At 65.8% G+C, this 12009-nt stretch carries 14 protein-coding genes; 4 read left to right on the top strand and 10 right to left on the bottom strand.

Features of this window, described 5'->3' with window-relative positions:
• Positions 1-41: 41 nt before the first annotated feature.
• From AB0J47_RS12580 to sigE, 6 genes are all read right to left on the bottom strand, one after another.
• A complete protein-coding gene (locus AB0J47_RS12580; protein WP_364344620.1) occupies positions 42-1109 on the bottom strand; it encodes an XdhC/CoxI family protein in 1068 nt (355 codons plus the stop codon).
• Between the two features lie 418 nt (positions 1110-1527).
• Positions 1528-2382 carry a hypothetical protein gene (locus AB0J47_RS12575; RefSeq protein ID WP_364344371.1) on the bottom strand — a complete coding sequence of 285 codons (855 nt, stop codon included), beginning with the start codon at positions 2380-2382 and terminating at the stop codon, positions 1528-1530.
• A gap of 264 nt (positions 2383-2646) precedes the next feature.
• Positions 2647-3063 (bottom strand): Sec-independent protein translocase protein TatB, encoded by a 417-nt coding sequence (tatB, locus tag AB0J47_RS12570; RefSeq protein ID WP_364344368.1) that lies wholly within the window; start codon positions 3061-3063, stop codon positions 2647-2649.
• A gap of 55 nt (positions 3064-3118) precedes the next feature.
• The gene (locus AB0J47_RS12565) at positions 3119-4621 is read right to left on the bottom strand and encodes a trypsin-like peptidase domain-containing protein (RefSeq protein WP_364344617.1); all 1503 of its coding nucleotides are present in this window, start codon (positions 4619-4621) and stop codon (positions 3119-3121) included.
• 94 nt (positions 4622-4715) lie between these two features.
• Entirely contained in the window at positions 4716-5102 is a 387-nt protein-coding gene (locus AB0J47_RS12560; protein ID WP_040695126.1) for a hypothetical protein, read from the bottom strand.
• A gap of 89 nt (positions 5103-5191) precedes the next feature.
• Entirely contained in the window at positions 5192-5797 is a 606-nt protein-coding gene (gene sigE / locus AB0J47_RS12555; protein WP_364344615.1) for an RNA polymerase sigma factor SigE, read from the bottom strand.
• Positions 5798-6256: 459 nt separating this feature from the next.
• Between sigE and AB0J47_RS12550 the strand changes: the two genes are divergently transcribed.
• From AB0J47_RS12550 to AB0J47_RS12540, 3 genes are all read left to right on the top strand, one after another.
• Positions 6257-6895: an O-methyltransferase gene (locus tag AB0J47_RS12550; protein WP_364344613.1), complete on the top strand. Its 639-nt coding sequence runs from the start codon at positions 6257-6259 to the stop codon at positions 6893-6895.
• Positions 6896-7016: 121 nt separating this feature from the next.
• Complete coding sequence (locus tag AB0J47_RS12545) at positions 7017-7268, top strand: hypothetical protein (protein ID WP_364344364.1); 252 nt, start codon at positions 7017-7019, stop codon at positions 7266-7268.
• A gap of 101 nt (positions 7269-7369) precedes the next feature.
• The gene (locus AB0J47_RS12540) at positions 7370-7564 is read left to right on the top strand and encodes a hypothetical protein (RefSeq protein WP_364344361.1); all 195 of its coding nucleotides are present in this window, start codon (positions 7370-7372) and stop codon (positions 7562-7564) included.
• 9 nt (positions 7565-7573) lie between these two features.
• Here the strand turns inward: AB0J47_RS12540 and glgC are convergent, their stop codons facing one another.
• Positions 7574-8788, bottom strand: coding sequence for a glucose-1-phosphate adenylyltransferase (gene glgC, locus AB0J47_RS12535; RefSeq protein WP_364344358.1), 1215 nt, complete (start codon positions 8786-8788; stop codon positions 7574-7576).
• Between the two features lie 137 nt (positions 8789-8925).
• Between glgC and glgA the strand changes: the two genes are divergently transcribed.
• Positions 8926-10083 carry a glycogen synthase gene (gene glgA, locus AB0J47_RS12530; protein WP_364344611.1) on the top strand — a complete coding sequence of 386 codons (1158 nt, stop codon included), beginning with the start codon at positions 8926-8928 and terminating at the stop codon, positions 10081-10083.
• Here glgA and AB0J47_RS12525 read toward each other — a convergent pair.
• From AB0J47_RS12525 to AB0J47_RS12515, 3 genes are all read right to left on the bottom strand, one after another.
• Positions 10065-10889, bottom strand: coding sequence for a putative RNA methyltransferase (locus AB0J47_RS12525; RefSeq protein ID WP_364344355.1), 825 nt, complete (start codon positions 10887-10889; stop codon positions 10065-10067). The two genes, glgA and AB0J47_RS12525, sit on opposite strands and share 19 nt — an antisense overlap.
• Before the next feature lie 16 nt (positions 10890-10905).
• Positions 10906-11073: a DUF3117 domain-containing protein gene (locus AB0J47_RS12520; protein ID WP_011211259.1), complete on the bottom strand. Its 168-nt coding sequence runs from the start codon at positions 11071-11073 to the stop codon at positions 10906-10908.
• A gap of 180 nt (positions 11074-11253) precedes the next feature.
• Positions 11254-11835: a DNA-3-methyladenine glycosylase I gene (locus AB0J47_RS12515; RefSeq protein WP_364344352.1), complete on the bottom strand. Its 582-nt coding sequence runs from the start codon at positions 11833-11835 to the stop codon at positions 11254-11256.
• Between the last annotated feature and the right edge of the window lie 174 nt (positions 11836-12009).

Here is a 12009-nt window from a genome sequence, read left to right as displayed (position 1 = left end):
ATCTTGCGGCACTGGTAAGTAGCAGGGCGTAGATCGCTGGGTCAATGATGGATCGGGCCGTCGGTTCGTGCCAATGGCCGGGCTGACGCACCACCACGCTCGGCGAGAATCTGGGCGGCTATCGAGATGGCGGTTTCGTCGGGCGTATGGGCATTGAGGTCAAGGCCTAGTGGGCTTTTCAGGCGTGCCAGCTGATCGTCAGTGATACCCGCTGCACGCAGGCGTGCTATGCGTTCGGCATGTGTGCGCCGCGAACCCAGTGCCCCGACGAAACCGATTTCAGCGATGCCCAACGCCGCCACGAGCATCGGCACATCGAATTTGGTGTCGTGGGTGAGAACACAGACCACGGTGCGCGCATCGATGCGTCCGGCGGCGTGCTCGGCGGTCAGATAGCGGTGCGGCCAGTCGACGACTACCTCATGGGCGGAGGGGAATCGGGCTGGGGTGGTGAAGGTTTCGCGGGCGTCGACGACGGTGACGCGGTAGCCGAGTTGGTGGCCCGTGCGGGCGAGGGCTCGAACGAAGTCATTGGCGCCCGCCAGGATCATGCGGGCCGGGGCGGCGAAGGTCTGGACGAAGACGCGCGGGCGCGGGGCCTGCACTGTTTCGCATTCGTCCGAGCCGACCAGACCACTGTGTCCGGCCGCGAGCAGCGCCTGCGCATCGCGGTCGACGCCGCGCCAGGGCTCGGAATCGCCGGGACGCAAGAGTTTCCAGTCCGGGGCGGCATCCAGGGTGGTGGCCAGCGAAACCGGCTGACCCGCCGCGATCGCCGCACGCAATGCCGAAAGCATCGGCAGCCGAGACTCATCGACGCGCTCGACGAAGACCTCGATCTCGCCCCCGCAGGTCAGCCCAACCGCGAAACCGTCGGCCTCGGCATATCCGAACCGATCCGATACCGCACGCCCACTGGCCAACACTTCCCGTGCCGACTCGACCACCGTGGCCTCGACACAGCCGCCCGATAACGAGCCGAGCACCTCACCATCTGCGGTAACCACCATCGCCGCGCCCAATTCGCGCGGCCCCGGCCCCGTCGCATCCACGATGCGGGCCAACGCCACCGGCTCTCGATCGGCCAACTGCACCAACTGTTCGAGCATCGTGCGCACGGCCACCGATCCTTTCCCGGGCGAAGCCTTTCGTCGTCGCTGCCCTCGAGCCTAGCTACCGACCAGTTCCTATGCGCTGCGCCCGAGTTCCCGCGGTGCGGCGTGCTCGACACCGTCCGGATGACTTCGCTCGGCCGCCTCGGCAAGCCGCGCTCGCAGATCCGCAAACCAGAGAAACCCCTCCCACCTGCATAGTTATCAGCTAGCTACCTTGATATCGCGGTTATCGAGCCGAGATAAAAGGTGTAGGTGATGTGTGACATATCGCGGGGTCATAGCGGGCTGCTGTGATCTACCTACCTGGGTTCACGGGCACAAGCGAGTATCGAGCGACTCCGCTGAACCCCACGGTGCCGCGCGACGGTCGCGAGCGCTACTTGATCGTCAAAGGTTTCCAACGGTCGACGCTTCAGCGTCGGAGGCCGGAGGTTGATCTCGGCTCAGCATCGTGCCGGTAAACCGGGGTGAGTAGATCCGCATCGACCGGTTCACCGGTGGAACGGTCGTAGCGGACGGCGACCAGTACCGAAAACAGATGTGTGGCAGCGCGTTCGTGTAGCGTCGCCAATCTGGTTGCGAGCAAACGGATTGCGCCGAGCGAGCCGGGCGGATGTAGACCGTCGATGATCAGCGCGGTGCCGCGCCCATCGGGACGCGGGAGCCGCGCGACATAGGCGATATCGTGCGGTTCCGGACCGCCGGGCCGGTATACCCGCCGGGCCGCCCGATCCTCGATGCCGCGCCGGGCATCCCCGGCCCGTGCCACCGCTCGCCGCAGTCGCGGATCGGCCGCGATGAGCTGACGAATGCTCGGCGAGAGTTCGGGCCCGCCGAGCACGATCAGCCCGTCCCGATTCAGGTCGACGGGTCGGCCCGGCAGGAAGTGTTCGACCGTTGCGGTGAAGCCGAGTTCGCGCAGTAGCTCCACCAGTCGTTGTGCCGCACTCGGATCCGGTGCGCCGAGCACTCGGCCGCCGCGCACCTCCGGTGCGATTACCGTGAGCGATCCGTGCCCGAAAAACAAACCTTCCGGTGCGGGACCCTGGGTACTCACCTGATGGATCCGCGCGCGGGAAAGTCCCGCCGCCGCACCGATTCTGGCAAAGGTCCAGCCTTCGGCGTGAAGTTCCCTGATCACCGCCCTGCGGATGCGGGTTAGCTCGTTGATGGTCTGCTGGGCCGCCGCCACCCCATCGGTGGCCGCCTTGAGTCGCTCGACTTTATCTTCGATCGCGAAAACGCGCGCCACGTCATCGGCCGACATGTGCGAAGTCTAGACATCTCGACACGATCAAGCGTCTAGTCTGCTTGACACCACAGACTTATTGCAGCCCTTGGCAACCACGACGGAGCGAGTCTTACGAGCGACGTTCGCGGCCCGTCTCGCGTCCGCACCGAAGGTGCGGCCATCGAACACAGCCGAGCCGTCGAAGCGCATGCGACGAAGTCGCGAGTCTCGACGGCTCGAACGCGAGACACCAGGGGGCCGCGAACACGCCGCGCCGAAGGCGCGGCAAATCGAACACAGTTACGTCGCGTCGGTGTCGATCGGCGGACGTTCGTTGTGCTCCAACGGCTTTTCGAGCTTGGGCATCGGGTAGTCCGGCATGCCGCTGCTGGTGCCGAGCAGGTCCTGCTTATCCGGAATCGCCTTCTCGAATTCGCGGAAAACCGAATCGTCGCCATTCAGAAGATGTTTGGTGACCATCTGACGCGGCGACATCTGGCGCAGCTCGTTCAGATCGGCCAGCGGCTTACGCAAGTCCTCGAATTCGGGTCCGAGCTCCTGCTGCAGCTGCTGGGTCGCGCCGCTGGCGTAGTCGCGAGCCTTGCGCAGGCTCTGCGTGGTCCAGCGAATCGCCCCGGGCAGTCGCTCCGGGCCGAGGATCACGAGGGCGGCGACGAGGAGGATGACCATCTCGCCCCAGCTGATGTTGCTGAACACGGTTCCAGGCTACCTGGGCCGACGTTGCCGAGCCGCTCCGGATTCCATCCGCGGCTCAGTCCGACTCCAGTGTGACCGGCACGTCCACCTGCCTGCCATCGCGGATCAACTGCACGTTAACCGTGTCGCCGATCTTGCGCTGCTGCACCGCGACCACCAGCTCGTCCGGGCCGGTCACCTCGCGATCGCCGATCTTCACGATGACGTCGTTCTCGACGATTCCGGCCTTGGCCGCGGGTCCGCCGGGTTCCACATCGGCGACGGCCGCACCGCTCATCACATCGTTTGCGACCTGCTTGCTGCGCGCGCTGAGACCGATCTTCGGGTGGTGCACCTGGCCGTCGTGGATCAGGGTCTGCGCGATACTGGTCACCATATCCACCGGAATCGCGAAGCCGAGGCCGACCGAACCGCCGGTCTCACTGCGGATCGCGGTATTGATGCCGATGACCCTGCCCTCCATGTCGACCAGTGCGCCACCGGAGTTACCCGGGTTGATCGAGGCGTCGGTCTGCACCGCGTCGATGACGGCCTTGGTATCGCTGCCCTCACCGGAAAGCGCGACCGGACGGTGCAGCGCACTGACGATGCCCGAGGTGACGGTCTTGCTCAGGCCGAGCGGCGAACCGATCGCCAGCACGTCGTCACCCACCTGGACGTCCTTGGACTTGCCCAGATTGGCGACAGTGAGATTCTTCACATCGACCTTGAGTACCGCAAGGTCGGTCTTCGGATCGCGTCCGACGATATTGGCGGGCACCCGGCTGCCGTCGGAGAAAGTCACCTGAATGGCGGCCCGGTTCGACTTGTCCTGTGCCGCCATCGAAATCACGTGATTGTTGGTGGCGATGTAGCCCCCACCGTCGATGACGACACCGGAACCGGTCGCGCCGTTGTCGCCGACGGTGACCCGGATCGATACCACCGAGGGCAGCACCGCATTGGCCACCTTGGCGATCAGACCGTGCGGGCGCTCGATCTCGCCCGACTGCTCCAGGGTGACCTTGCGCGATGTCAGCGGGGAGGTCGCCTCCGCGGTCAACCGGCCGACCAGTCCGCCGAGCACACCGATGGCCAGCGCGACGGCCGCGAGCAGGGCCAGCCCCTTGGGCGCCACCCGGGAGCCGAAGAGCACCTCCCTGGCCGAAAGCTTGCGCGCCTGCGGCAGCGGCGCGGGGCGCGGGGTCGCGACGGCGGGCGCGCCGAGGCGCGCGGCGGCATCGGGGTCGCGCCACGGATCGGCCGGACCGGCCACGGGGGCGCCGGTGTCGGTGGCGTCGGGATCACGCTGGAGGAGTTCGGTGGAGCCGTCGGGGCGTCCGAAGGCCTCGGCGAGCACCGCGTCGGGCGGGCTGTTGTGCAGTTCCGGCCCGACCTGCGGGACGACCGAACCGGCCGACCTGGGCTGCTCGCCGAATGAACCGGCCTGACCGGTGGGGCGGCGGAAAGCGCTCGCCGTGTGATTGTCCACGTGGGGGCGGTAGACCGGGCGTGGTCCGAGTGTCGGCGCGTCCGACGGCCTGAGGGAGGTGGCAGCCGGCGGTGCGGATGAATTCAGCTTCCCCCTGGTCGCCGAATCGGAGGTGTCGCCTGCGGTGGGCCGCGATTCCGACGGCCCGGAATTCGTCGATTCGGTGGTCACTCGGCAAACTCTACTTGCGCCACCAGGTTGTCCACCGGGTCGCGGTGAACGAATCGGTCAGAAATCCGAAAACCGCCTCGTTGCGGGGGCTTCCGGCGGGCGGCCGGGCGGCCGCGCTCGTCGCGCCGCCGGGTAGTTCGGCGAGCGGAATGCGGGTGAGGCTGTCGTGCAGATCGGTCGGAATCGACACCTGACCGGCCCGGCGCAGTGCGATCCGCGCCTGCTGCTGTGCATCGACCTCCGCCGCGCATTCGGGGCAGACGGAAAGATGTTGGGCGGCACGCAGATAGGCATTCATCCGCAGTTCGCCGTCCACATAGGCCGCGATCGCCTCGCTGGCCAGATGCTCGGTGGGACGGAAACGGGGACGACCTGACGTGCTGGCGTCGCCACTCATTCAGTGCTCACCCTTCCAACCGACTCATCCACTTCTGCGCTCGACCGAACGGATATCCGGCCGCCGGGTGCGGTACGGCTCGCGCCGGATCACCCCAGGTTCGCGTCAGCGGCGAACCGCTGCTCACTTCCATTATGCGCAAGGTAGTCGCGCAGCGCCTGACGGCCGCGGTGGATGCGGCTGCGCACGGTGCCGAGCTTGACACCGAGGGTCGCGCCGATCTCTTCGTAGGACAGACCCTCGATATCGCAGAGCACGACCGCCGCGCGGAACTCCGGAGCCAGCGAATCCAGGGCGGATTGCAGGTCGGGATCCAGGCGGGCGTCGTGATAGGCCTGCTCCGGGCTCGGGCCCTCGGCGGGCACCCGGTCGTAATCTTCGGGCAGCGCCTCCATCCGGATCCGGTTGCGCCTGCGCACCATGTCCAGGAACAGGTTCGTGGTGATGCGGTGCAGCCAGCCCTCGAAGGTGCCCGGCTGGTAATTCGACAGCGAACGGAAAACCCGGATGAAGGTTTCCTGGGTCAGATCATCGGCGTCCTGAGCGTCGCCGGAAAGTCGGTAGGCCAGCCGGTACACCCGGTCGGCATGTTCGCGGACCAACTCGTCCCAGGTCGGCATCGCGGAACGGTCGCCCGTCGCGTCGAAGGCCGCGGTGCCGGTCAGTTCGATTTCGGTGAGGTCCTCGTCGTGCATTTCGGCCTCCGTCGGGAGAACTTGCGCCGCTTCCGTCGGGAGAGCTTGCGCTGGCAGGGTGGCGAACTCGCGCGCCGCCCTGGCGTGAGCGACGTGCCCGGAGGCGGTAGCTTGCGTAACCACGGAGGGCACCTGGAGCGCCGAAAATGACCCTCTGTCCATATGGATGGTGATACCTCCTACTCGGGACCGTGGCTGCGGATCTAGTGGCGATCCGGGTCTCGGATCGTCACGTACGGTTACAACAGACGATCGGTATGTCGTTGTTCCCGCGCCCCGTGCCGGACGGTCGGCTGGTCTTGCTTGCCCATACTCTTTCTTGCCTCGATATGCCGAGGGTGTGGAGATCCTGAGGGACACCTGAGAATCCCGCCCCCGCCCCCGCCGAACAATTAATCGCTCAGCCACGGGATAACGCTTCACCGATGAGCCAAACTTGCGACTTCGTGCCCTAGATTCATAGGCGTGGCATCGAATCTGGAGCGAAATCTCTCCTACGTGGAGGAATCCGTCGTGGAAGACGAGGTCCTCGTCAGCGCGCGTGAGCGGGCCACTGAACTCGGCGCGTTACCCGTACCACCCTCGGTAGGCGCCCTGCTGAGCATGTATGCCCAGCTGCTGAGCGCACGCGCGGTGGTAGAGGTGGGGACGGGCGCGGGGATCAGCGGCCTGTGGCTACTGGATGGCATGCGTGAGGACGGGACCCTGACCACCATCGATTCCGAACCCGAGCATCAGCGTGCGGCCAAGGAGGCGTTCCGCACCGCCGAGATCCCGCCCGCGCGTACCCGATTGATCAACGGCCGAGCCCTCGATGTGCTGCCCCGGCTCGCCGACGGTGCCTATGACCTGGTGTTCATCGACGCCGCCCCGCTCGAGCATCCGCAATACGTCACCCAGGCCGTGCGGCTGCTGCGCGCCGGCGGCGCGATCGTGCTGCACAATGCGCTACTCGGTGGCCGGGTCCCGGACCAGACCCAGCGCGATCCCGCGACCCAGGCCGTACGCGCCGCGACCAGGGCGATCGCCGAGGATCCCGAACTCACCAGCGTGCTGATCCCGGTCGGGGACGGTCTGCTCTGCGCATCGCGCGGCTAGTAACCGTCCGGCTATTCATAAACGTTGGGAGCGTTTGGATTTCGTTGACCGTGTGCTGATTTCGCCGCCGCCGGACGGGTATTCGAGCTGATGCCAGGTTCGACGACGGCAAGGTATGCCCATGGTGTGGGAACGCGGAACCCAGATCCTAGAAATCGGCCATATCGGCCACACGATCAATGGGGGACGAGCCAGCGGCGGTTGTTTACTGCCCGCACTCGGCCTTCTGATTTTCATCATGGTGCTGGCCGTGGTGGTGCTGGTGTGGGTCAGTAATGCTGATTTCGGCACCGAGCGGACAAAAGTTCCGCTGACTCCCGGTCCGTGCGAACCGTTCTGCACCGTCGCGCCACCGCAGCCCGGTCCGCGATAACCGTCGGAAATATTTCGCGCGAAACCGCCGCCGACTGGGTATCCAGGAGTAGAGGATGTCCCAGGGTGGCCATCGGGGAGAGGTCCAGCGAGAGGTTCAGCGTGTTTCGCGATGATGATGATCGAGATCCGATCGACTGGGGCCGCTCGGCGATCATTCTTGTGCTGGTGCTCGGTATCGCCGTTGTGCTGATGTTATTGGTCGTCACCGCCGATTTCGGCGATAAGTCGCCGGCCACGACGGTGCCGAAAACACCCGGTGCCTGCGCGCCGTTCTGTCCGTCGCAGTCGCAGTAGCGATTTCGGCTAGACCCAGACGCCCTTGCCGACCGTCACCACGCCGCCGTTGCTGACCGCGAAGCGATCCCGATCCCGGTCCAGATCCACGCCGATGATCTCGCCCTCGCCGACCACCACGTTCTTGTCCAGAATCGCGCGCCGCACCACCGCGCCGCGCCCGATCCGGACGCCGGGCATGATCACACTGCCCTCGACGGTCGCGCCGTCGTCCACCATGACATTGGAGCTGAGCACCGAATTGCGCACGGTCGCGGCCGAAAGGATGCAACCGGCGCCGACCACGCACTCCTGCGCGAGCCCGCCCTGCGCGAACTTGGCCGGCGGCAGATTCTCCGCCGCACCGCGAATGGGCCAGTGCTTGTTGTAGAGGTTGAAGACCGGATGCACCGAGACCAGATCCATATGGGCCGCGTAGAAGGCATCGATGGTGCCGACATCGCGCCAGTAGCCGCGGTCGCGCTCGGTGGCGCCGGGCACCTCGTTATCGGCGAAGTCGTAGACCGAGGCCTCGCCCGCGGCGACCAGCGCCGGGATGATGTCACCGCCCATATCGTGATCGGAATCGGAGTTGTCGGAGTCCGCGCGGATCGAATCGACCAGCACCTTGGTGGTGAAGACGTAGTTGCCCATCGAGGCGAAGGTGACGTTCGGATCGTCAGGTGTGCCCGGCGGATGCGCGGGCTTCTCCAGGAATTGAGTGATCCGCCCGGACTCGTCGGAATCGATGCAGCCGAACGCACTCGCCTCGCTGCGCGGCACCCTGATGCCCGCGACGGTGACGCCCGCACCGGAGTCGATGTGGTGCTGGACCATCTGCTCCGGATCCATCCGGTACACGTGATCCGCGCCGAAGACCACGATGTAGTCCGGATCCTCGTCGTAGATCAGGTTGAGCGACTGCATGATCGCGTCGGCGCTGCCGGTGTACCAGCGCGGACCGAGCCGCTGCTGGGCGGGCACCGGCGTGATGTATTCACCGGCGAAACCCGATAGCCGCCAGGTCTGCGAGATGTGCCGGTCCAGTGAATGCGATTTGTACTGGGTGAGCACACACAGGCGCAGATAGCCCGCGTTGACGAGGTTGCTGAGTACGAAGTCGATCAATCGATACGCACCGCCGAAGGGGACAGCTGGCTTGGCCCGATCCGCGGTGAGGGGGAACAGGCGCTTACCCTCGCCACCGGCGAGCACGATCCCGAGTACGTGCGGCTGGCTCCTCACACCTGCCAAACTACCGCGTGAGGCGGGTACAGGTGGCCCATGCCAAAGTGAACGTCTAGTTTGAAGCCGTGAGTTTCGGCACGGGCGGTGGGGGTGCGGGGGCGGGAGCCGGCGATCACGACCGGCTTCGCGTTGCTATGTTGACGCGCGAATATCCCCCTGAGGTGTACGGCGGGGCAGGTGTCCATGTGACCCAGTTGGCGGCGCAGTTGCGGCAGTTGTGCGAGGTGACCGTGCATTGCATGGGTATGCAACGCACCGATGCCGTGGTACACCAACCGGATCCGATGCTCTACGCCGCCAATGCCGCGATGCAGATGATGTCGGCCCAGCTGCGGATGGCCGATGCCGCGGGTGATGTGCACGTGGTGCATTCGCATACCTGGTACACCGGGCTCGCCGGACATCTCGCCGCGACCCTCTACGGCATCCCGCACGTGTTGACCGCGCATTCGCTGGAGCCACGGCGGCCGTGGAAGGCCGAACAGCTCGGCGGCGGCTACCGGCTGTCGTCGTGGTCGGAGCGCAATGCCGTGGAATACGCCGACGCGATCATCGCGGTCAGCGAAGGTATGCGCCACGATGTGCTCGACGCCTATCCGACGATCGATCCGGACCGGGTTCACGTGGTGCACAACGGCATCGACGCCACCGTCTGGCATCCGGGACTGCCCGCCGAGGGATCGCGCATGATCCTGGACGAATTGGGCGTGCGGACCGACCGGCCGATCGTGGCCTTCGTCGGTCGCATCACCCGGCAGAAGGGTGTCGGGCATCTGCTCGCCGCCGCCCGGGAATTCGATCCGGAAATCCAGTTGGTGCTGTGCGCGGGCGCGCCGGACACCCGCGAACTGGAAACCGAGGTGGCCGCCGCCGTCGCCGAACTCATCGAGGCGCGCGGCAATGTGTTCTGGGTGCGCGAGATGCTGCCGACCGAGCAGATCCGCCAGATTCTCGCCGCGGCCACGATGTTCGTCTGCCCTTCGGTTTACGAACCCCTCGGAATCGTGAATCTCGAGGCCATGGCATGTGCGACCGCGGTGGTCGCCTCGGATGTCGGCGGCATTCCCGAGGTAGTCGTGGACGGACAGACGGGCCGTCTGGTGCACTACGACGCGAATGCGCCGGAGCAATACGAACACGATCTGGCCGAAGCCGTCAACGAGGTCGCCGGTGATTCGGTGCTCGCCGCCGAATATGGCACGGCCGGACGCCACCGTGCCATCGCTGAATTCGACTGGTTGCAGATCGCCGCCCAGACCGTCGCGATCTACGATCAGGTTCGCAAATTCTGAGGTTGGTAGGTCGAGACCTGGACCGAGGCGGTTACCTCGAGCGTGTCCGGCAGGCCATCCAGGTGGTTGGTCGCATGATGGGCGGACGGGCCCATCGCCACCACGTTACGAATATCGGTGCGGGTGAGCTTCATCGGATATTCGACGACGGTGCGGTCTACCGCGTCGAAGTGACCGGACATGGCGTCGGTGAGGCGGCGGTCCTTGTCCGGATCGACGGTAACCAGGCCGAGTGGGCCGACAAGTTCGGCCAGGTGGCGTGGGGTTGGGGTAGCGACGACGAAGCGACCATCGGCAGTGAGGACCCTGGCGACCTCGCTCGGATTACGTGGTGCGAATACCGAGACCACTCGATGCAGCGCACCGTCTCGAACCGGCAGTCCGCGCCAGGCGTCGGCTAATACCGAGGCGGCACGCGGATGGGCGCGGGCGCAGCGTCGGGCCGCGGGTTTGGCCACATCCAAGGCGATCCCGACGGCCGGGACGGCATCGAGCACGGCGGCCAGGTAGTAGCCGGTTCCGGCACCGACCTCGAGCACCGCCGCGCCGCCGAGCACCCGATGGTCGGCCGCGACAGCCGTTGCCACCGCATCGGCGATCGGCGCGAAATGTCCCCCGACCTGGAACGCGGCACGCGCGTCCAGCATCGCCGAGGTATCGCCGGTCATTTTCGTCGACGCACCGGTCAATAGACTGACATAACCCTGTTTGGCGATGTCGAAACTGTGCCCGTGTCCGCAGCGCAGCGCCCGATCTTGCGACTCCATTTCGGAACCGCATTCCGGACAGGCCAGCAGACCGGCCACATCAGCGAGTGTGGGATTAGCTGGTGACACTCTTCAGTTCGTCACCGAGCGCTGCCGCTTCATCCGGCGTGAGCTCAACGACCAAACGCCCGCCACCCTCGAGTGGAACCCGCATCACGATTCCACGCCCTTCCTTGGTTGCCTCGAGGGGACCGTCCCCGGTGCGGGGCTTCATGGCCGCCATCCTCTGCTCCCTCCAGATCTGCGCGATATGCTGCGCACTTTCTTGGAACTCCAGTTGTCACCAACTAGTGAGCTCGCCGGCATTTGGCGAGCTACACCCGTCCCATTCTTCCCTATCGCCGGAGGGGACGGATACCTGAGTTCGAAATGTGACCGCTCGGCCTGTGTTGGGCCGCCCTCCTCAGACCCAGCAATCCATCAGGTGGTCGTCGACCATTCCGGTCGCCTGCATCAACGCGTAGGCGGTCGTCGGCCCGACGAAGCGGAACCCGCGCCGCTTCAATTCTTTTGCCAGAGCTATGGATTCGGGGGTGGTCGCGGGCACCTCGGCAATCGCGCGCGGGCGTGGCCGAGTAGCCGGCGCGAATGACCAGATCAACTCGTCCAGTCCGATATCGAGGTCTGCGGCCACCCTGGCATTGGCGATCGACGCTTCGATTTTGGCCCGGTTGCGGACGATGCCGGGATCGGCCAACAGCCGCGCCACATCGTCATCGCCGAAGGCCGCCACCCGCTCGATCGCGAACCCGGCAAATGCGCTTCGGAAGGCCGGACGCTTACGCAGAATGGTGATCCACGCCAGCCCCGATTGGAATGCCTCGAGACACATCCGCTCGAACATGGCGTCATCCCCATGCAGCGGTTTGCCCCATTCGTTGTCGTGATAATCCCGGTAAAGCTGAGACCCCTCCGACCACGGACAACGGATCTTCCCATCGGATTCTGTCGCATCCGGCACAGACACGGTGATTTCGGCGGTCATTACTGGCCCGCCCCGAATCGCAAGTGTTGCTGCGCGGACGGGCCGTACTGCGTTCCCGGGACTTCGTGCGTGCTCGGGGCCTGCTGTGCGGTCGGAAACTGCTGTGCGACTGGGACTTGCTGCGTGGTCGGGGCCTGCTGTGCGACTGGGACCTGCTGCGTGGCTGGGACCTGC

It is taken from the genome of Nocardia sp. NPDC049737 (assembly GCF_040674755.1).
GTDB lineage: Bacteria > Actinomycetota > Actinomycetes > Mycobacteriales > Mycobacteriaceae > Nocardia.
The sequence above is the reverse complement of the archived record's forward strand: the minus strand, read 5'-3'. Positions and strand labels throughout refer to the sequence as shown.